Source organism: Streptomyces noursei (assembly GCF_016917755.1).
In the GTDB taxonomy this organism is placed as follows: Bacteria; Actinomycetota; Actinomycetes; order Streptomycetales; family Streptomycetaceae; genus Streptomyces; species Streptomyces yunnanensis.
This window is the reverse complement of record NZ_CP070326.1, coordinates 8,805,266-8,825,311: the sequence shown is the minus strand read 5'-3', so window position 1 is coordinate 8,825,311 and position 20,046 is coordinate 8,805,266. Positions and strand designations below refer to the sequence as shown.

The 20,046-nt window shown below is 73.8% G+C and carries 19 protein-coding genes and 1 pseudogene; 11 read left to right on the top strand and 9 right to left on the bottom strand.

Annotated features, from left to right (window positions below; translation table 11 throughout):
- Positions 1-212 precede the first annotated feature (212 nt).
- From JNO44_RS38455 to JNO44_RS38445, 3 genes are all read left to right on the top strand, one after another.
- Positions 213-1,385 (top strand): acyl-CoA dehydrogenase family protein, encoded by a 1,173-nt coding sequence (locus JNO44_RS38455; protein WP_205368623.1) that lies wholly within the window; start codon positions 213-215, stop codon positions 1,383-1,385.
- Positions 1,386-1,658: 273 nt separating this feature from the next.
- Positions 1,659-2,852, top strand: a complete 1,194-nt coding sequence (locus JNO44_RS38450) for an Rv3169 family protein (RefSeq protein ID WP_205368622.1) — start codon at positions 1,659-1,661, stop codon at positions 2,850-2,852.
- Positions 2,849-4,084 carry a phosphotransferase family protein gene (locus JNO44_RS38445; RefSeq protein ID WP_205368621.1) on the top strand — a complete coding sequence of 412 codons (1,236 nt, stop codon included), beginning with the start codon at positions 2,849-2,851 and terminating at the stop codon, positions 4,082-4,084. The genes JNO44_RS38450 and JNO44_RS38445 overlap by 4 nt, the downstream gene beginning before the upstream one ends.
- Before the next feature lie 22 nt (positions 4,085-4,106).
- Here the strand turns inward: JNO44_RS38445 and JNO44_RS38440 are convergent, their stop codons facing one another.
- Positions 4,107-4,532 carry a hypothetical protein gene (locus JNO44_RS38440; RefSeq protein WP_174717846.1) on the bottom strand — a complete coding sequence of 142 codons (426 nt, stop codon included), beginning with the start codon at positions 4,530-4,532 and terminating at the stop codon, positions 4,107-4,109.
- A 213-nt stretch (positions 4,533-4,745) separates the two neighbouring features.
- Between JNO44_RS38440 and JNO44_RS38435 the strand changes: the two genes are divergently transcribed.
- The 5 genes from JNO44_RS38435 to fxsA all read left to right on the top strand — a co-directional run bounded on the left by JNO44_RS38435 (position 4,746) and on the right by fxsA (position 10,459).
- A complete protein-coding gene (locus tag JNO44_RS38435; protein WP_026248099.1) occupies positions 4,746-5,186 on the top strand; it encodes an Lrp/AsnC family transcriptional regulator in 441 nt (146 codons plus the stop codon).
- Positions 5,187-5,247: 61 nt separating this feature from the next.
- On the top strand, positions 5,248-6,909 hold the full coding sequence (locus JNO44_RS38430; protein WP_205368620.1) for an amidohydrolase: 1,662 nt from the start codon (positions 5,248-5,250) through the stop codon (positions 6,907-6,909).
- Positions 6,910-7,438: 529 nt separating this feature from the next.
- Positions 7,439-9,103, top strand: a complete 1,665-nt coding sequence (gene lnt / locus JNO44_RS38425) for an apolipoprotein N-acyltransferase (RefSeq protein WP_205368619.1) — start codon at positions 7,439-7,441, stop codon at positions 9,101-9,103.
- Positions 9,100-9,855, top strand: coding sequence for a polyprenol monophosphomannose synthase (locus JNO44_RS38420; protein WP_205368618.1), 756 nt, complete (start codon positions 9,100-9,102; stop codon positions 9,853-9,855). The genes lnt and JNO44_RS38420 overlap by 4 nt, the downstream gene beginning before the upstream one ends.
- A 34-nt stretch (positions 9,856-9,889) precedes the next feature.
- Positions 9,890-10,459, top strand: coding sequence for an FxsA family membrane protein (gene fxsA, locus JNO44_RS38415; RefSeq protein WP_205368617.1), 570 nt, complete (start codon positions 9,890-9,892; stop codon positions 10,457-10,459).
- 160 nt (positions 10,460-10,619) lie between these two features.
- Here fxsA and JNO44_RS38410 read toward each other — a convergent pair whose 3' ends face one another.
- The 4 genes and pseudogenes from JNO44_RS38410 to yczE form a co-directional block, all read right to left on the bottom strand.
- On the bottom strand, positions 10,620-10,997 hold the full coding sequence (locus tag JNO44_RS38410) for an RNA polymerase-binding protein RbpA (protein WP_006601711.1): 378 nt from the start codon (positions 10,995-10,997) through the stop codon (positions 10,620-10,622).
- Between the two features lie 265 nt (positions 10,998-11,262).
- Positions 11,263-11,583, bottom strand: a pseudogene (locus tag JNO44_RS44150) (MFS transporter); the annotation flags it as partial.
- 50 nt (positions 11,584-11,633) lie between these two features.
- Complete coding sequence (locus JNO44_RS38405; RefSeq protein ID WP_205368616.1) at positions 11,634-12,434, bottom strand: glycerophosphodiester phosphodiesterase family protein; 801 nt, start codon at positions 12,432-12,434, stop codon at positions 11,634-11,636.
- On the bottom strand, positions 12,431-13,117 hold the full coding sequence (gene yczE / locus JNO44_RS38400; protein ID WP_443033097.1) for a membrane protein YczE: 687 nt from the start codon (positions 13,115-13,117) through the stop codon (positions 12,431-12,433). The genes JNO44_RS38405 and yczE overlap by 4 nt, the downstream gene beginning before the upstream one ends.
- 101 nt (positions 13,118-13,218) lie before the next feature.
- Here yczE and JNO44_RS38395 point away from each other — a divergent pair, with 101 nt between their 5' ends.
- A complete protein-coding gene (locus tag JNO44_RS38395) occupies positions 13,219-14,724 on the top strand; it encodes an SCO1417 family PLP biosynthesis transcription factor (RefSeq protein ID WP_073448990.1) in 1,506 nt (501 codons plus the stop codon).
- A 7-nt stretch (positions 14,725-14,731) separates the two neighbouring features.
- Here JNO44_RS38395 and JNO44_RS38390 read toward each other — a convergent pair whose 3' ends face one another.
- On the bottom strand, positions 14,732-16,369 hold the full coding sequence (locus JNO44_RS38390; RefSeq protein ID WP_205368615.1) for a hypothetical protein: 1,638 nt from the start codon (positions 16,367-16,369) through the stop codon (positions 14,732-14,734).
- 171 nt (positions 16,370-16,540) lie between these two features.
- Entirely contained in the window at positions 16,541-16,735 is a 195-nt protein-coding gene (locus tag JNO44_RS38385) for a hypothetical protein (RefSeq protein ID WP_016576341.1), read from the bottom strand.
- A 193-nt stretch (positions 16,736-16,928) separates the two neighbouring features.
- Here JNO44_RS38385 and JNO44_RS38380 point away from each other — a divergent pair, with 193 nt between their 5' ends.
- Positions 16,929-17,393: a YchJ family protein gene (locus tag JNO44_RS38380; protein WP_420882719.1), complete on the top strand. Its 465-nt coding sequence runs from the start codon at positions 16,929-16,931 to the stop codon at positions 17,391-17,393.
- Positions 17,394-17,402: 9 nt separating this feature from the next.
- On the opposite strand, the gene JNO44_RS38375 is transcribed toward JNO44_RS38380, so the two are convergent.
- Complete coding sequence (locus tag JNO44_RS38375) at positions 17,403-17,816, bottom strand: RNA-binding S4 domain-containing protein (protein WP_205368614.1); 414 nt, start codon at positions 17,814-17,816, stop codon at positions 17,403-17,405.
- Between the two features lie 56 nt (positions 17,817-17,872).
- Positions 17,873-18,967 (bottom strand): non-homologous end joining protein Ku, encoded by a 1,095-nt coding sequence (gene ku / locus JNO44_RS38370; RefSeq protein WP_205368613.1) that lies wholly within the window; start codon positions 18,965-18,967, stop codon positions 17,873-17,875.
- Positions 18,968-18,998: 31 nt separating this feature from the next.
- Here ku and ligD point away from each other — a divergent pair, with 31 nt between their 5' ends.
- A complete protein-coding gene (gene ligD, locus JNO44_RS38365) occupies positions 18,999-19,904 on the top strand; it encodes a non-homologous end-joining DNA ligase (RefSeq protein WP_205368612.1) in 906 nt (301 codons plus the stop codon).
- Positions 19,905-20,046 lie beyond the last annotated feature (142 nt).

Sequence of the window (20,046 nt, the reverse complement as noted above, 5' to 3'; positions counted from 1 at the left end):
GCCCGCTGCGCGATGTGGTCCGGATCTGCCCGACGATCGATGATCAACCCGTGACGCCGGGCCGCCGATCGGGCATACTCCTAGCGCCACAGCCGCAGGTCATCGCCTTCCGCGACCCGGAAAGCGATCATCGGCCAGGCACGACGGAAACCGGCGCCGCCGCCAACCCTGCGCGCGTCGCCGTAGCGCCCGAAAGGGAGGAGAGCGCCGCCATGACCGACTACGTTCCGCCGCCGGTGGACCGCAGGCTGCCCACCGAGGAGGCCCGCGACCTGATGGCCCTGGTCCGTGAGCTCGCCGAGCGCGAGATCCGGCCAGCGGCCGCCGAGGAGGAGGAAGCCGGCCGCTTCCCGCGGGCCCTGTTCACCCTGCTCTCCGAGTCCGGCCTGCTCTCGCTCCCGTACGCCGACGAATTCGGCGGCGGCGGTCAGCCCTACGAGGTCTACCTCCAGGTCCTGGAGGAGCTCGCCGCCGCCCGGCTCACCGTCGGCCTCGGCGTCAGCGTCCACACCCTGGCCTGTCACGCGCTCGCCGGATACGGCACCAAGGAGCAGCGCGCCGAGTACCTCCCGGCCATGCTCGGCGGCGGCCTGCTCGGCGCCTACTGCCTCTCCGAGCCCGCCGCCGGCTCCGACGCGGCCTCGCTGACCACCCGGGCCACCCGCAGCGGCGACACTTGGACCCTGGAAGGGACCAAGGCGTGGATCACCCACGGCGGGGTGGCCGATTTCTACACCGTGCTGGCCCGCACCGGCGGCAACGGCGCCCATGGCATCACCGCCTTCCTGGTGCCCGGCGACGCCGAGGGCCTCAGGCCCGCCAAGCCCGAACGCAAGATGGGCATGAAGGGCTCGCCGACCGCACAGCTGCACTTCGACGGGGTCCGGGTGCCCGACTCCCGCCGGATCGGCGACGAGGGCCAGGGCTTCTCCATCGCGCTCTCGGCCCTGGACTCCGGCCGCCTCGGCATCGCCGCCTGCGCCATCGGCGTCGCCCAGGCAGCACTGGACGAGGCCCTCGCCTACACCGCCGGTCGCCGCCAATTCGGCCGCCCGATCGTCGACTTCCAGGGTCTGCGGTTCATGCTCGCGGACATGGCGACGCAGGTGGAGGCGGGCCGGTCGCTGTACCTCGCCGCCGCCCGGCTGCGCGACGCCGGCGCGCCGTTCTCCAAGGAGGCGGCGATGGCCAAGCTGTTCTGCACCGACGCCGCGATGAGGGTGACCACCGACGCCGTCCAACTCCTCGGCGGCTACGGCTACACCGTCGACTTCCCGGTCGAGCGCTTCATGCGCGAGGCCAAGGTCCTCCAGATCGTCGAGGGCACCAACCAGATCCAGCGGATGGTGATCGCCCGGCACCTGGCGGGGCCGGAGTCGCACTGAGTCACCGGGGCGGGGCCGGTCGGACGCCCCGCCCCGCCCGTCCGCGCGCCACCTCGACTCGCCTTGTGCGACGGGCGGTTCGGGCGCGCAAGGACGCCTCTTCGTCGCTCCCGGGCCGGATGCGGAGCGCTGTCGGCACACAGGTCGCCACCGGGCGCGGTGGCGAGCCGCCCCATCACCTTCCTCGGGGGTGTGGCCGCCCAGCGCTATCTGACGTACCGTCAATTCTCCGTTTCCCGGTGATCCACCGTCCGGCCGTGCCCAGGAGGGACCGTGTCCGACCGTCCGATCGCGCTCGACGAATACCCCATCCACCAGGCGCCGCTCTCCATGCGGCAGGTCGCCACCAGCGACCGCAACGCCTACGACCGCTGTATCTTCCACGTCCTGGACCACACCGGCCGCGCCCTGCTCATCGCCGGCCTCGGGGTCTACCCCAACACCGGCGTCATCGACGCCTACGCCACCCTGCGCCTCGGCGACCGGCTGCACGCCGTCCGGGCCTCCGACGCGCTCACCGACGACCGCCTGGCGCTCACCGTCGGCCCGCTCACGATCACCGTCGAGGAGCCCCTGCGCCGCCTCCGGCTCACCTGCGACCCCGACCCGTCCGACCCCGACGGCCTCTCCTACGACCTCACCTGGACCGCCTCCTTCCCCGCCACCTGGGAACCGCACCACACCCAGCACCGCGGCGGCCGGCTGATCCTGGAGGGCCGCCGCTTCGTCCAGGCCGGCACCTGCACCGGCACCCTCCAGGCGGCCGGCGAGCGGCTCACCGTCACCGCGGGGGAGTGGACCGGCACCCGGGACCGCAGCTGGGGCGTGCGCCCGATACCCGGCGAGGACGGCGGGCGGGCCGCCGCCGAGGCGCCCACCGAGGGGTTCCACTGGATCTGGTGCCCGGTCCGCTTCGACGACCGGTTCGTCATGGTCATCGTCCAGGAGGACGCCGACGGCCACCGCACCCTCAACGAGGCGCGGCTGGTCCGCGACGGCGCTCCCGACCGCCAACTCGGCTGGCCCTACGCCGACATCGGCTACCGCCCCGGCACCCGCCACCCCGAGCGCGCCGTCCTCCACCTCACCGACCCCGCCCGCAAGCCCCTCGAACTCACCGCCGAGATCCTCACCTCCTCGCCGCTCGCCCTCGGCGCCGGCTACCCGCCCCCAAGCTCTCAACTCCGTTCGAGCAAGGGGGACCCCCATGCCGACGACTGGCAGCACGGCACCTGGCAGGGCCGCGGTTGGATCGACCGTCGCGTCTACGATCTCTCCGATCCGGCCGCCCACCCCCATACCGCCTACGGGGTCACCGATCACGCCGCCCGCTTCACCCTCGACGGCCGCACCGGCTACGGCATCTTCGAGCACGGCAGCTTCGGCCGCCACGACCCCAGCGGCTTCACCGGCTACGACTCCGTCGCCCCCGGCCGCACCCGCCGCCCCGGGGAGGCCGCCCGATGACCGCCACCCCGCGCCCCCGCACCACCACCCGCGACCCCGAGGACCTCACCCGGCGGCTCACCGCCTGGCTCGCCACCCGCACCCGGGCTCTCGACCCCTCCCACGGGCTCCCGACTCCGGCCGAACAAGGGGGTCCTCCAGCCGCAGTGGGCATCCCCCTCCCGGCGCCCCGGGTCACCGCGATCACCGTGCCCGCCTCCAACGGCATGTCCAGCGAGACCCTGCTCTTCGACATCGACCAGCCGGCCCCGGACTCCGCCGAACCCTCGGCCGCGCACGCGCAGGGCGAGGCCCCCACCCCCTGCGTCCTGCGGCTGGCCGGCGACCCCGCCGCGTACGCGATCTTCCCGCGCTACGACATGCCCCGGCAGTACCGCACCATGCGCCTGGTCGCCGACCGCACCGACCTGCCGGTGCCCCGCCCCTTCTGGCTGGAGGAGGACCCCGCGCACCTCGGCGCGCCGTTCTTCGTCATGCCCCGCGTCTCCGGCCGGGTACCGCCCGACGTCATGCCCTATACGTACGAGGGGAATTGGCTGTACGACGCGACCGACGCCGAAAGCGACCGGCTGGAGGCCGCGAGCGTCGCCGTCCTCGCCCGCCTGCACGACCAAGTCCCCGTGGAATCAGCGGAGTTCCTCGCCCTGCCCGGCGCCGGGAACCCGCTCCGGCGGCACGTCGACGCCCAACGCGCCTACTACGCCTGGGTGGTCGACGGCCTCCCGCGCTCCCCGCTCATCGAGCGCGGCTTCGCCTGGCTCGCCGACCACTGGCCCGAGGACCCCGGCGAGACCGTACTGACCTGGGGCGACGCCCGGATCGGCAACATCGTCTACGACGGCTTCGCACCGGCCGCGATCCTGGACTGGGAGATGGCCGCCCTCGGCCCCCGCGAGCTGGACCTGGGCTGGATGATCTACCTCCACCGCTTCTTCCAGGACCTCACGCAGGGCGGCGGGCAGCGCGGCCTGCCCGACTTCCTGCGCCGCGACCGCGTCGAGGCCCGCTACGCCCGGCTGACCGGGCACGAGCCCCGCGCGATGGAGTTCCACACCCTCTACGCGGCCCTGCGGCACGCCATCGTGATGCTCAGGGTGGCCTACCGTCAGATCCACTTCGGCGTGGGGGTACCCCCGGCGTCAGCTGGGGGAGTGCCTGTCCCGGCCGACCCCGACGGGCTGATCATGCACCGGGACACACTGGAGGCGATGCTCGCCGGCCGCTACTGGTGAGTCGCGGCCGGCCCGCGGAACCTCAGCTCCGGCGGCGCGAGCGCGGCACCCGGGCCGGCCGCTCACCCGGGCCGCCGGGGTGCGAGAACGGCTGGCGCCGCCAGTCCAGGCCCTCGGGAAGGGTCAACAGGATCGCCGCGTCCTGCTCGTGAGCGTCCATCATGTCGTCGGTGTCCGCGGCGTCGGCCGCCGGCCGGCCGGAGCCCTGGCACACCGTCAGCGCGAACGGGTTCCACGGCGAGGGGCAGAGCGCGTGCTCCGGGAGGGTGTCCTCGTCCGCGAGCAGCGCGATCGGCTGCCCGCAGTCCGGGCAGCTCACGCGGTAGATCTCGTAGGTGTCGAAGGGATCGTCCGCGGTGTCCTCGATCAGGAAGTCGAAACTGTCGCCCTCCTGGGCGCCGATGTCGGCCGCGGCGAAGTCCTGCTTCAGGCGTCGCATGATGTCCATCCCCCTCGGGTGGGCCACTCGGACCGCTGACTTCGTTCGTGTGACCGGCGGTCTCGGCCAACACCAGCAATGCCCCTCATGCCGCGCGCATAATCGCCGGCGCCCCGCGGAGCCGGCGTCACCGGTGTGGCATTCCTCACATGGACCGGTGTTGGGGCGTCCGCGATCCGGCGCGCGCTGCGCGCACGCGCCCGCGCACAGTAGGTTGAGCGGGTGGAGGAGTTGGACCGACAAATCGTGGATCTGCTCGTCAAGGACGGGCGGATGAGCTACACCGACCTGGGCAAGGCCACCGGCCTGTCCACCTCGGCGGTGCACCAGCGGGTGCGCCGCCTGGAGCAGCGCGGGGTCATCCGCGGCTACGCCGCCATCGTCGACCCCGAGGCCGTGGGCCTGCCGCTGACGGCCTTCATCTCGGTCAAACCCTTCGACCCCAGCGCCCCCGACGACATCGCCGACCGGCTCGCCGAGGTCCCCGAGCTGGAGGCGTGCCACAGCGTCGCCGGCGACGAGAACTACATCCTCAAGGTCCGGGTCGCCACCCCGCTGGAACTGGAGCACCTGCTCACCCGCATCCGCAGCCTGGCCGGGGTCTCCACCCGCACGACGGTGGTGCTCTCCACCCCCTACGAGGCCCGCCCGCCGCGGATCTGAGCCGGCCGGGAGTCGACCCCCGGGCGCCGGGCGCCCCGGCGCAGGGACGAAACTGTCCGGTATGAGCGAGCGCAACCCCGAGCAGGCCCCCTCCCGCACCGTTCTCCTGCGGGGCGGTGAGGTGCACAGCCCCGCCGATCCCTTCGCCACCGCGATGGTCGTCGAGGGCGACCGGATCGCCTGGGTCGGCGAGGAAGGCGCGGCCGACTCCTTCGCCGACGGCGTCGACGAGATCGTCCACCTCGACGGCGCGCTGGTCACCCCGGCGTTCACGGACGCACATGTGCACACCACCGCCACCGGGCTGACCCTCACCGGTCTGGACCTCTCCGGTGCGGCCACCCTGGCCGAGGCGCTCGACCGGATCCGCGGGTACGCCGCCGGCCGGCCAGCCGGCACCGTGCTGCTCGGCCACGGCTGGGACGCCAGCGCCTGGCCCGAGGGCCGCCCGCCGTCCCGCGCCGAACTGGACGCCGCCGCCGGCGGCCGTCCCCTCTACCTCACCCGCGTCGACGTGCACTCCGCGGTCGTCACCACCGCCCTGCTCGACCTGGTCCCGGGCATCCGCGAGCGGTCCGGCTTCCACCCCGAGGCACCGCTGACCGGCGACGCCCACCACGCCGTACGGGCCGCCGCGTACGCCACCGTCACCCCCGCCCAGCGCGCCGAGGCCCAGGCCGCCGCGCTGACCCGGGCCGCCTCGCTCGGCATCGGCACCGTCCACGAGTGCGCCGGCCCGGAGATCTCCAGCGAGGACGACTTCACCGCGCTGCTCGCCCGGGCCGCCGAGGGCACCGGCCCCCGCGTCATCGGCTACTGGGCCGAACTGATCGCATCCGCAAAGGATGCCGACCGGATCCGTGCGCTCGGCGCGCACGGCGCGGCCGGCGACCTCTTCGCCGACGGCTCGCTCGGCTCGCACACCGCGCATCTGCACGCCCCCTACGCCGATGCCCCTCCCGGCTGCGCCGGCGGGACCCACACCGGCACCGCGCACCTCGACCGCGACACCGTCGCCGCCCATGTCGCCGCCTGCACCGAGGCCGGCATCCAGGCCGGCTTCCACGCCATCGGCGACGCCGCCCTGACCACCGTCACCGACGGCGTCCGGGCCGCCGCCGACCGGGTCGGCCTGGCCCGCGTCCGCGCCGCCCGGCACCGCGTCGAGCACGCCGAGATGCTCACCGAAGCCACCATCGCCGCCTTCGCCGACCTGGCCCTGACCGCCTCGGTGCAGCCCGGCTTCGACGCCGCCTGGGGCGGCCCCGACGGGATGTACGCCGCCCGCCTCGGCGCCGACCGGGCCGCCGGCCTCAACCCCTACGCCGCGCTGCTCAAGGCCGGTGTCCCGCTCGCCCTCGGTTCCGACAGCCCCGTCACCCCGCTCGACCCCTGGGGCACCGTGCGCGCCGCCGTCTTCCACCGCACCCGCGCCCACGGCATCTCCGCCCGCGCCGCGTTCACCGCCCACACCCGCGGCGGCTGGCGGGCCATCGGCCGTGACGACGCCGGCGTCCTGATGCCCGGCGCCCCCGCCGACTACGCGGTCTGGCGGACCGGCGACCTGATCGTCCAGGCCCCCGACGAGCGCGTCGAGCGCTGGTCGACCGACCCCCGCTCCGGCACCCCTGGCCTGCCCGATCTCACCCCCGGCAACGACCTTCCGCACTGCCTGCGCACGGTCGTCGGCGGACGGCCGATCTTCGACCGGCCGATCGAGTGACATCGCGGGCGCCGGTGGCGGCGGACACCGCGCCCGAACCCGCCTGCCCCACCTGGGAAGGCTCGGCACTGACCTGGGACGACGCGAAAACCACGCAGGCGGAGCGACTGTTGACAGCAGGCGCCGGTCGGCGGGTAGGTTCGGCCGGGTCCACCACAGGACGTCCGACCGGGAGACCTCCGCGCAGTCGTCGAACGCAGCTGGGCCATGGGACGGCGAGCCATCCGGCACGCCGCCACTGGGAGCCAGGTCCAGCGCCAGGGCGATGGCTAGGTCGGTCGGCAGGTGCGACCCGGATGGGGCCCGGCGCTCAGTAGACAACGGCTCTCGGTCGACCCGCAGCCAGCGGGTCCCAGGTCGGCCCGAAGGGCGCCGGGCCCCGATCCGCACCCCACCCCCCGCACCAGACGGCACCGGGCGCCGCGCTCGTCACGGTCCGCGCACGGTCCGCGCACCCCGGCCCCACGCCCCCGGCCCTCCCATGTACGGTCAGCTGACAACCGGACGACCTGCAGGAAGGCCCGCGACCGTGCCATCGGGTTCCGACACCACCGCAGAAGCCGTGCGCGGCCCCGCGCCCGCCGGCGCGGTGCCGTCCACCGTGACCGGCGCCGACCGCCGCCCCGGCCGCGCCCGCCGACTGGCCGCCCTGGCCCGCCGCGAGGCGCCGCGCACCGCCCTCGCGGCCGGCGCCGGCGTCGCGCTCGGCCTCGCCTTCCCGCCCTACGACCTGTGGCCGCTGTCCCTGGTCGCGGTGGCCGCGCTGTCGCTGCTGACCCGCGGCCGGCGGGCCCGCCAGGGCGCCTGGGCCGGCTTCGCCTTCGGGCTGCCGTTCTTCCTCATCCTGCTGAAGTGGCTGCACGTCGTCGGCTGGGACGCGGTGGTGGGCCTGTCCGTCGCCGAGACGCTCTTCGTCGTGCTGCTGGGCGCGGGGCTGGCGCTCACCTCCCGGCTGCCCGCCTGGCCGCTGTGGACCGCGTGCCTGTGGGTCGCCCAGGAATGGGCCCGGGACAGGCTGCCGTTCGGCGGTTTCCCCTGGGGCCGACTGGCCTTCGCCAACACCGGCTCGCCGTTCACCCCGCTCGCCGCGCTCGGCGGCGCCCCGCTGGTCACCTTCGCCGTCGCGCTGGCCGGTGCGCTGCTGGCCGCCACCGCGACCGCCCTGTGGGGGCTGCGCCGCGGCGACGGTCCGCGCGCGGTGGTCCGGACGATGGAGGCGTTCGGGCTGGCCGCCGCGGTCACCGTGGCCGGCCTTGCGGTACCGGTCCCCACCAAGGCCGACGACACCGTCCGGATCGCCGTGGTGCAGGGCAACGTCCAGCAGGCCGGCATGGACTTCCTCGGTCGCCCGATGAAGATCCTGGACAACCACGCCACCGCCACCGAGAAGCTCGCCGACGACGTCCGGCACCACCGCGTGCCCAAGCCGGACCTGGTCATCTGGCCGGAGAACTCCTCCGACCTGGACCCCTTCCAGTTCCCGCAGGCGTACGACCGGATAGACCAGGCCGTGAAGGCGATCGGTGTGCCGGTCCTCGTCGGCGCCCTGGTGGACCATCCGACCAAGCCCGGCTACGTCTTCAACGAGGGCATCGTCTGGGACCCCAGGACCGGCCCGGGCGCCTCGTACACCAAGCAGCACCCGGTGCCGTTCGGCGAGTACGTCCCGTTCCGGGAGCAGCTCAGCAAGATCATCACGCGGTTCCAGCGGGTGCCCCGCGACTTCTACCCGGGCGACCACACCGGCCTGCTGAAGGTCGGTCCGGCCAAGCTCGGCGACGTCATCTGCTTCGAGGTCGCCTACGACGAGATCGTCCACGACACCGTCGGCGCCGGCGCCCGCGCCCTGGTCATCCAGACCAACAACGCCACCTACGGCCGCACCGGCCAGCCCGAGCAGCAGCTGGCGATGTCCAAGCTGCGGGCCGTCGAGCACGGCCGGGCCGTGGTCACCGCGGCCACCAGCGGGATCAGCGCGGTGGTCGCCCCCGACGGGACCGTTACGCACCAGATTCCCGAATTCACCCAGGGTGTGGTCTCGGCCCGCATCCCTCTGCGCGACGAAACGACGCTCGCCGACCGCGTTGGAGCGGCTCCCGAGTGGCTGCTCGCTATCGTGGGCCTCCTGTCCTGCGGGGCCGCCGTCATCGTCGGCCGCCGCGGGCGTACGAAGGACGAGAAGGGGCAGCAGTGACAGACGGTCAGCGGCAGTACGGTCCGCTCGGCAGCACGTTGGTGATCATTCCGACGTACAACGAGGCGGAGAACATCAAGCCGATCGTCTCGCGGGTGCGGTCCGCCGTCCCCGAGGCGCACGTCCTGATCGCGGACGACAACAGCCCCGACGGCACCGGCAAGCTCGCCGACGAACTGGCCGCCGAGGACGACAAGGTCCACGTGCTGCACCGCAAGGGCAAGGAGGGGCTGGGCGCCGCCTACCTCGCCGGCTTCCGCTGGGGCATCGAACAGGGCCACGGCGTGCTGGTCGAGATGGACGCCGACGGCTCCCACCAGCCCGAGGAACTGCCCCGGCTGCTCACCGCCCTCAAGGGCGCCGACCTGGTGCTCGGCTCGCGCTGGGTGCCCGGCGGCCGGGTGGTCAACTGGCCCAAGTACCGCGAGGTCCTCTCCCGCGGCGGCAGCACCTACTCCCGCATCATGCTGGACGTCCCGATCCGCGACGTCACCGGCGGCTTCCGCGCCTTCCGGGTGGAGACGCTGCAGGGCCTGGGCCTGGACGAGGTGGCCTCCCAGGGCTATTGCTTCCAGGTCGATCTGGCCCGGCGGGCCGTGCAGGCCGGCTACCACGTCGTCGAGGTCCCGATCACCTTCGTCGACCGGGAGCTGGGCGACAGCAAGATGAACCGCGACATCGTCGTGGAGGCGCTCTGGCGGATCACCGCCTGGGGCGTCGGCTCCAAGGTGAGCAAGATCCGCGGTCGCTGACCGCCGGGCGGGCCGGGCCAGGCACACTGGTGGCATGACGTTCGGAGCCACACCACCGCCGAGTCCCCGTCCGCCGCGCTCGCGCGCCCGCCGATTCGCCCCGTTGGGCATCGCCGCCTGGATGGTGCTGGAGATCTGGCTGTTGACGGTGGTCGGCGGCGCCACCAACGGTCTGACGGTCTTCCTGCTGCTGCTCGCCGGGGTGCTCGTCGGCGGCGCGGTGATCAAGCGGGCCGGCCGCCGTGCCTGGCGCAACCTCACCGGCGCCCTGCAGACCGGCGGCGCCCCCGAGGCGCCCCGGGAGACCGGTTCCGGCGGCACCGGCAACACCCTCCCGATGCTCGGCGGGCTGCTGCTGATCGTGCCCGGCCTGCTCTCGGACGTGCTCGGGCTGCTCTGCCTGTTCCCGCCGACCGGGCGGCTGATCCTGCGCGGCGCCGACAAGCTGCTGACCCGGTCGGGCGGCTTCACCCCCGGTTCCTTCGGCGACGTCTACCAACAGGCGCGGATGCACCGCCCCGACGGCAAGGTCGTCCACGGCGAGGTGATCCACCCCGACGAACCGCCGGCCGCGCGGCGCCAGGACCCGCCGCTCACCCGCTGAGGCCGGGCCGCACCGGGCGGCCGGGGGCGGATCGGGCGCGCGAGGCCCGCCCACCCGCCCACTCGGCCGCCCGGTCCGGCCAGAACGCACGGCAAGGGCCGGTGCCACCGTTGGTTCGGTGGCACCGGCCCTTGCCGTGCCGCTCTGCTCGTTCCGCCCGTTAGGCGGACTTGCGGTTGGTGTCGCGCGGATGCACAGCGATGTTCATGGTGCCGGAGCGCAGGACGGCCAGCCGCTCGGCCAGCACCTCCTCCAACTCCTCGCGGGTCCGCCGCTCCATGAGCATGTCCCAGTGCGTACGCGCCGGCTTGCCCTTCTTCTCCTCAGGACCATCCCCATCCACCAGAAGAGAGGGTGCGCCGCAAACCTTGCACTCCCACTCCGGCGGAATCTCGGCCTCAACCGAGAACGGCATCTCGAAACGATGTCCGTTCTGGCATGCGTACTCCACCGCCTGGCGCGGGGCCAGGTCGATGCCGCGGTCGGTCTCGTAGCTGGTCACCACGAGGCGCGTGCCGCGGAGAGCTCGCTCACTCATGAATCGTGCCTCCCGGGCTTGTCGCCCACAGGACAGGTGTCGCTGTCGTCGTCATCCGGTCAACGTCCGGTCGGCGGTGAAGATTCCCGTCATCGGGACATACGTCGCCTGCGTCGCCCGTCGTGCCGCCCCTTGTTGTACCCACCAACGCCCGGTTTGTCACATCTGGCAGCAGATGTCACCCAGCGCCTCAAGGAGTTGAGCGCGCAGTAACGGTCCGCCTGGTGAGTCAAAGGCGTACACTACCGCCCCGCGCCCTCAAGGGCTAAATCCGGTCAGGTACCGGACTACCGGCCGCCGCGCTCGCGCGCCCCACCGGCACCCCTGCCAGCAGGGCGAATCCGACCGCGAAGAACGCCACCGGGGTCACGATCGCGTCCCGGTGGCTCCCGGTCGGCCGGCAAGCCGCTCCGAACGTCAGCGGCCCGACCGGCTCACTCCCGGTCGCCCCTCCCGTACGCGGAAAAATACTCCGCTTTCTTGCCGCGCGGGATCGGATGGGAGAACGGGGGGAGAGCGGCTGACTGTCGCCCGGCGCCGGCCCGATCCCGGCGGCCGGCGCGAGGAACCCTACCGGCGCCCGCGCGGACCGGGACGCCCGCATCGGCCGCCGCCTGCATCACCGGCCGCCGCGACCTAGACCCAGCGCCCCCGCGCGGTCAGCACCGTGCGCAGCGTCTCGATGCGGTCGGTCATGATGCCGTCCACACCGAGGTCCAGCAGCGCTTCCATCCGATCGGCATCGTTGACCGTCCAGACGTGGACCTGCATGCCCAGTGCGTGCGCGGCGCGTAGGAAGAGCGGGTCGACGACGCGGATCCCGGACTGCCGCTCGGGGACCTGGACGCAGACCGCGCTGCGCCGCACCGCCGCGCCCAGCAGCCGGTCCAGCGGCAGCGCCCCGCGCCCGTAGGAGCGCAGACGCAGTCCGGCCACCCCGCGGGTGCCCAGCGAGCTGGCCATCCGGCCGCCGGCCAGGCGCTGTGCCCGGGCCACCCGGGCCTCGGAGAACGAGCCGACACACACCCGCTCCCAGGCGTCGGTGCGGCGCAGCAGGGCCAGCAGCGGCTCCAGCGCGCCCTCCGCCTTGAGGTCGACGTTCCACCGGGCCTCGGGGAACTCCTCCAGCAGCTCCTCGAAGAGCGGCAGCGGCTCCCGGTCGGCGACGCGAGCCCGGCGGACCGCCCGCCAGGGCAGGGCCGCGATGGCGCCCCGGGAGTCGGTGACCCGGTCCAGGGTCGCGTCGTGGAAGGCGACCAGCGCACCGTCGGAGGTGGCGTGGACGTCGGTCTCCAGATAGCGGTAACCGAGGCCGACCGCGCGGCGGAAGGCGAAGGCGGTGTTCTCCAGGCCGTCCGCGGCCCCGCCGCGGTGGGCGAAGGGCAGCGGACCTGGGTGGTCGAGGTAGGGATGGCGAAAGCGTATCGCGGGGGTCACTCCGGCAGTATCGCGCGCTCCGGTGACGGCCGAGGGGAGCGGGCCACCACTGTGGACGGCCGCCCGGGCAGGCCCTCGATTGCGAACCGGCGCAGGAAGAACTGGGCCAGCGGCCCGATGGCCAGTGCGTAGACCACCGTGCCCACGCCGAGCGAGCCGCCGAGCGCGAAACCCACGGCGAGGACGGTCACCTCGATGCAGGTCCGCACCAGCCGGACCGGGCGGCCGGTGCGCCGGTGCAGCCCGGTCATCAGTCCGTCGCGCGGCCCCGGGCCGAAGCGCGCGCTGATGTAGAGCCCGGTCGCGGCACCGTTGAGGACGATCGCGGCGACCAGCAGCGGGATGCGGACGGCCAGGGGGCCGAGCGGCGGGACGAGCGCCAGCGTCGCGTCCATCACCAGCCCGAGGATCACCACGTTCGAGACCGTGCCGAGGCCGGGGCGCTGGCGCAGCGGGATCCACAGCAGCAGGATCAGTGCGCCGGAGACGATCGTGACGGTGCCGATCGTCAGTCCGGTGTGCCGCGCTATGCCCTGGTTGAGCACGCTCCACGGCTCCAGGCCCAGGCCGGCGCGGACCATCAGGCCCATGCTCACGCCGTACGCCACCAGCCCCGCATAGAGCTGTACGAGCCGGCGCGGCAGACGCGACCGCCTGGTGCCGGACCCCTGGGTGATGGACACGACTCTTCCCCCTCCTGGCAGGATTGGACTGGTGCGTGCCACCATGTGGCATGTCCGGGCTCGCAATGTAGAGCCAATTCGGGGAAGGTGGACTGATCTTCATGGCGCAGTGGACCTCCGCGGTGGGTGCGCCCCAACTCGCCCGGCTGCTCCGGTCGCAGGACCCGCGGGCCGCCGAACTCACCGCAAACGGGCGGAAGTTGCCCGCCTACCGCAGCCTCGCCGACGGCGTCCGCCGGCTCGTCCTCGAAGGTCGGGTGCCGGTCGCCGCCCGGCTCCCCGCCGAGCGCGAGCTGGCCGCCGCGTTCGGCGTCAGCCGCACCACCGTCGCCGCCGCCTACGAGGCGTTGCGCGCCGAGGGGTTCCTGGAGTCCCGGCGCGGCTCGGGCAGCTGGACCGCCGTCCCGGCGGGCAACCCGCTGCCCACCCGCGGCCTGGAACCGCTCCCGCCGGAGGCCGCAGGATCGATGATCGACCTCGGCTGCGCCGCCCTGCCGGCCCCCGAGCCCTGGCTCACCCGCGCCGTCCAGGGCGCCATGTCCGACCTGCCGCTCTACGCCCACACCCACGGCGACTACCCGGCCGGCCTGCCGGTCCTGCGGCAGGCCCTCGCCGACCGCTTCACCGCCCGCGGCATCCCCACCATGCCGGAACAGATCATGGTCACCACCGGCGCGATGGGCGCCGTCGCCGCGATCTGCCGGCTGTGTACGAGCCCCGGTGAACGGGTGGCCGTCGACTCGCCCTCGTACGCCAACATCCTCCAGCTGATGCGCGATGCGGGCGCCCGCCTCGTCCCGGTCGCCCTCGGCGAGCGGCTGGCGGGCTGGGACATTCCGGCCTGGCGCCAGGTGATGCGCGATGCCGCGCCCCGGATGGCCTATGTCGTCGCCGACTTCCACAACCCCACCGGCAGCCTCGCCACCGAGGACCAGCGCCGCCGCCTCGTGGACGCGGCGCGCTCGGCCGGCACCCTGCTGGTGGTCGACGAGACCATGGCCGAGATCGTGCTCGACCCGGACACCGAACCGCCCCGCCCGGTCTGCGCGTTCGACCCGGCCGGCAGCGCGGTGATCACCGTGGGCTCGGCCAGCAAGGCGTTCTGGGCCGGGATGCGGATCGGCTGGGTGCGGGCCGCGCCCGACATCATCCGCAGCCTGGTCGCCGCCCGCGCCTACTCCGACCTCGGCTCGCCCGTCCTCGAACAGCTCGCCATCGCCTCCCTCTTGGAGGGCGGCGGCTGGGAGGAGGCCGTCCGGATACGCCGCGAGCAGGCCCGCGAGAACCGCGACGCGATCGTCGAGGCGGTCCACCGGCACCTGCCCGACTGGGAGTTCAGCGTCCCGCGGGGCGGTCTGACCCTCTGGGCCCGGACCGGTGGACTCTCCGGCTCCCGGATCGCCGAGGCGGGGGAGCGGCTCGGGGTGCGCGTCCCCTCCGGGCCGCGGTTCGGTGTGGACGGCGCCTTCGAGGGCTTCGTCCGGCTGCCGTTCACGGTCAGCGGCGCGGTCGCCGACGAGGCCGCGATCCGGCTGGCCAGGGCCGCCCGGCTGGTGGCCACCGGGGCGTCGGTGGAGGCGGAGCCGCCGCAGGCGTTCGTGGCCTGAGACGACGTCAGGCGTGGGCGGTGGGGGCGTCGGAGTCCCCGCCGCCCACCGGCGTCGCGTCGCCGTGCTTGGCGAACGACACCGGTGGGTGCGTGGGTGCGGGCGTCCCCGCCGCGTCCGCCGGGTCGGTGCGTTCCGGCAGCAGTGCCAGGACCGCCTGGCGGTGTGCCTCACCGGTGGCGTCGTCGTACGGGTCGGGGGTGGCCGGCACCTGGAGGCGGAGCACCGGGCCGCTGCCGAGCCGGGCGTAGCCGCGGCCCGGTGGCACCTGGGGGAGCGGGGTGGTGTGCGGCTGGGTGCCCAGCACCGCCCGCACCTCCTCGGCGGTGGCCGGTCCCAGCACGATCCGCGCCTTGGTGTGGGCCCGCACCGGGTCGCTCAGCAGCTCCGCGGTCTCGAACTGGTCGGCCGCCACCACCGTCACCTGGGCCGCCCGGCCGTGCCGCAGCGGCACCTGGAGCAGCCGCTGGGGGTCGTCCCGGCCCTCCACCGAGGCCAGGTGGGACAGCGCCGTCAGCCGGTCCGCGATGATCCACAGCGGCCGCCGGGTGTTCGCCGGCGCGGGCTGCCCGGACTGCTGCGCCCGGTTGGCGGCGACCAGCCGCCGCTCCGTCTCGTGCGCCGCCCACTCCAGCGCCGCCAGTGCGCCCGCCAGCCCGCTCTCCACCGCCAGCACCCCGTGCCGCCCGGCCAGGCAGCCGAACTCGCCGGAGCCGCCGCCGTCGATCACCACCACGTCGCCGTGCCGCAGCGCCTGGAGCGCGATCGAGCGCAGCAGCGTCGTCCCACCGGCGCCCGGCTGCCCCAGCGCCAGCAGGTGCGGTTCGGTGGACCGCCGGCCGGTGCGCCACACCACCGGGGGCACGTCCTGCGGCGCGCCCCCGCACACCACCGGCAGCGTCCGCTGCACGGATTCGGGGTCGGTGAAGCCGAGCACGGTCTCGCCCGGCGAGGTCACGAAGGGCTGCGCCGCGATGTCCGACGGCAGCGGCCCGAGCGCCGTCATCACCAGCTGGTTGGCCGCCTCGTCCCAGTCGAAGCGGTACTCCCGGCCGCGGCCGGACTTGGCGTGCAGCAGCTGCTCGACGCGGACCCGGCACTCGTCCTCGCCGTCGGGGAAGTACGCCGGGTACTTCAGCCGGAGCCGCGCCGGCCGCCCGTCCTCGTCGAAGGCGTACGCGGTGAACGCCCCTTGCCAGTCGCCGTCATGGGTGTAGAGGGGGTTGGGGTCGCCCTCGTCCGAGAAGCACGGCACCAGTGCCTCGTAGAGCGCCTGCAACCGTCCGGTCTCCGCCTCGCTCGGGCCGGGCTCCGCCACCTGCGGCTGGTCCCGGCCCAGCCACGCCGCCACCGCCATCAGCGCCACCAGCGCGAGCAGCGGACCGTACGGCGCCACGCCCACGATCAGCACCCCCGCGCCGATCAGGAAGCACAGCGGCCCGCGCTGCTCCTTGGGCGTCGCGGCCCAGCGCCCCCGTCCGGCCGCCACCAGCCGGCGCAGCCCCCGGCTGATGGTGATCAGCGGATGGAGCACGTCGGTCGCGCCGTCGGCCGCGGTCCGCGCCAGCTCGCGGCCGCGGGCGATCGGGGCGCTGCTGGTCAGGGCGTTGCTGGTGAGGATGCGGGGCAGGGGGCGCCGGGCCACAGGGGGTCTCCTGGTGCTCGTAGGGGCGGCGGGCCGGCTCGGCGTGGGAGGCGAGCCGGGGCGGGTTTCGCGCGCCGCCGCCCGGACGGGACGGACCGGTCCGGACGGCCGGTGGGACGGGCGGCGTCGCGCGGTGGGGAGGACGGGCGGGGCCCGCCCGGTCGGGGTGCCTTAGAGCTTGATCCCGCCGAGGAGGCTGGCCAGGCTCGCTCCGCCGGCCTTGATGCTGGGCGCGATGGCCGAGCCCGCGAGGTAGAACCCGAAGAGCGCGCAGATCAGGGCGTGGGACAACTTCAGGCCGTCCTTGCGGAAGAAGAGGAAGACGATGACACCGAGCAGGACGACGCCGGAAATGGACAGAATCATGAGGGTTCTCTCCTGGGTGTGGGGACGGTCACCGTGAGTTCTTCCAGCCTCACCGCCGGTATCAAGCCAAGAAAAGCTGCAAATGGAGTATTTGTCGGGGAAATCCCTCAAATGGGCCACGGTCATGGGATCCTGACCGGCCGACACCTCGCCCGGCGCGGACCGGCTCCGCCGCACCCGGCACAATCGTGGCGTGTCAAAGCCCAAAAAGCCGTCGAGAACCCCGAAGCGCCGGACCCGGCAGCAGCCGCCCGCGCCGCCCACGATCACCGAGGACGCGCCCTGCCCGTGCGGTCGTGAGGCGTCGTACGGCGCGTGCTGCGCCCCCTTCCACCAGGGCCGCGCCACAGCGCCGACGGCCGAGCGGCTGATGCGTTCCCGCTACAGTGCCTTCGCCGTCGGCGACACCGCCTATCTGCTGCGCAGCTGGCACTCCACGACCCGCCCCGCGGCCCTCGAACTCGACCCCGCGCAGCGCTGGACCCGCCTGGAGATCCTCGCCGCGACCGGCGGCACCGCCTTCCACGCCGAGGGCACGGTCGCCTTCCGCGCGCACTACACCGTGCACGGCCACACCGACAGCCAGGAAGAGCACAGCCGCTTCGTCCGCGAGGACGGGCAGTGGGTCTACGTGGACGCGCTGCCCGACATGCCGTAGGGCACGCTCCTACGGACGGTCGTCGGGGTCCGGGCCGGTGCCGAGCCGGCCGCGCAGCTGGTCCAGTTCGCGGCGGTCGCGCTTGGTGGGCCGGCCCGCGCCGCGGTCCCGCACGGCGATGACCGCGATCCCCTCCCGCGGCGGAGCCGGCGGGCTGTTGTCGACGTAGCACTCGACGGCGACCGGGGCGCCCACCCGCTTGCGCACCAGCCGGGTCACCACCACGATGCGCTCCCGGCCGGCCTGCCGCAGTCGCACCTCGTCGCCGGGCCGCACGCCGTGGGCGGGCTTCACCCGCTCGCCGTTGACGCGCACGTGCCCGGCCCGGCAGGCCGCCGCGGCCGCCGAGCGCGTCTTGGTGAGTCGTACCGACCAGATCCAACTGTCGACCCGGGCGGTGGTCATCCCCTCGTCTGAAGCCATGCCGTGACTCTAGAGGAACGGCGGACCCGGCCGTTCGGGCCCGCGGTGGGCGGACCCTAGGACGCCGTGGGCTTCGTCGTCCGCTTCGCCCGCGTCTGCTTCTTGGTCGCGGTCTTCCCGGTGGCGCCGCGGTCGGCCGGGGTCTTCGCCTCGGTGGACGAACCGGCGCGCGCCGTGCCGGTGTTGGCCTTGGCGCCGCCGGTCTTCCCCGCGGCGGTCTTGGTGGCCTTCGTCGTCCTCGTGCCCGTGGTCCGGGCGGCGACGTCCTTCGCGGGCGGTGGCTGCTTCGCCGCCGTCTTCTTGCGGGCCGTGCCGCGGCCCCGGATCGGGGTGACCGAGGCGGCCTCCGCGCCGTCCCCGGCCGTGCCCGAGGTGCCGCCGCGGGCGGCCCGCACGCTCCGCTCCAACGCCGCCGTCAGATCGATGACCTGGGCGCCGGGGACGGCCTGGGCGCCGGGTGCGGCCGGGGTGCCGCCCTGAAGTTTCGCGGCGACGAGTTCCTCCACCGCCTCGCGGTAGTCGTCGTGGAGTTCGGCCGGGTCCAGTGCGCCCAGCGAGTCCATCAGGGTCTCGGCCAGTTTCATCTCGTTCTCGCGGATCCTGACGGCCTCCGGCGCGATCCCCTCGGCGGAACGGACCTGGTCCGGCCACAGCAGGGCGTGCATCACCAGCGCCCCGTCGTGCGCCCGCAGCATGGCCAGGGTCTCCCGCCCCCGCAGCGCCACCTTGCCGATCGCGACCTTCGCGTGGTGCTCCAACGCCTCCCGCAGCAGGGCGTACGGCTTGACGGCGGAGGCCCCGTTGGGGCCGAGGTAGTACGCCTTGTCGAACTGGAGCGGGTCGATCTCGGAGGGGTCGGCGAAGGAGAGGATCGACAGCGTCTTGGCGGTCGGCATGGGCAGCCGGGACAGGTCCTCGTCGGTGATCGGCACGACGACCTCGTCGCCGGGCGGCTGATACCCCTTGCCCACCTCCTCGTTCGGCACCTCCGTACCGTCCAGTTCGCAGACCTTGCGGTACTGGATCGGTGCGCCGTCCTTCTCGTGGATGCGGACGAAGGAGACCGACGAGGTGCGGTCGGTGGCGCTGTAGGTCTTCACGGGGATGGTGACCAGGCCAAACGATATGGACCCATTCCAGATAGATCGCATGGTTCGTCCCTTGTGTGGGATTCTCAATGGTATGTCGCCGATCACCGTCGTGGAGGGGCGGCGCCTCTCGCTGACGAACCTGGACAAGGTCCTCTATCCCGGGACCGGCACCACCAAGGGTGAGGTGCTGCACTACTGCACCACCACCGCGGACGCGCTGCTCCCGCACCTCCACGACCGCCCGGTGTCCTTCCTCCGCTACCCCGACGGGCCGGACGGCCAGCGCTTCTTCACCAAGAACGTGCCGCCCGGCGCCCCCTCCTGGGTGAAGAGCTGCGAGGTCCCCCATTCGAGGTCGGGTCCGGCCCGCCAGGTGCTCCTCCAGGACCTCGCCTCGCTGGTCTGGGCCGCCAACCTCGTCGTCGAACTGCACACCCCGCAGTGGACCTGCGGCGCGCCCGGCATGGCCGACCGGCTGGTCTTCGACCTGGACCCGGGCGCCCCCGCCACCGTCGTGGAGTGCTGTGCCGCCGCCCGTTGGCTGCGCGACAGGCTGGCCGCCGACGGCCTCGACGCCTATGTCAAGACCAGCGGCTCCAAGGGCCTGCACCTCGTCGTGCCCGTCGAGCCCACCCCCGCCGACCGCACCACGGCCTACGCCCGGACGCTGGCCGTCGAGGCCGGTGCCGCACTGGGGGACCTGGTCACGCACAAGATGACCCGGGCGCTGCGGCCCGGCAAGGTCTTCGTCGACTTCTCGCAGAACGCCGCCGCCAAGACCACCGCGACCGTCTACACCCTGCGCGCCCGGGCCACCCCGACCGTCTCCACCCCGGTCACCTGGGACGAGGTCGCGGGCTGCACCGAACCGGGGCAACTCACCTTCCTCTTCGACGAGATCGCCGGGCGCAGGGAGCGCTACGGCGATCTGCACGCGCCGTTGCTGAGCCCGGCCCGAGCCCGTCCGGTGCCGCGCGGCGACCGACGGCCCGTATAGCCCGCGGAGTCCGCCGCATAGTTTTGGAACGATCGGTTCAAAGGTGCGGTAGGGTCGGCGCGGGCGGGGCCGGGGGGCGTTCGGCCCGGTCGATCTCCCCTGTGAATGCAGGGGCCTTCGCCTGCCTTCATATTGGAACGAT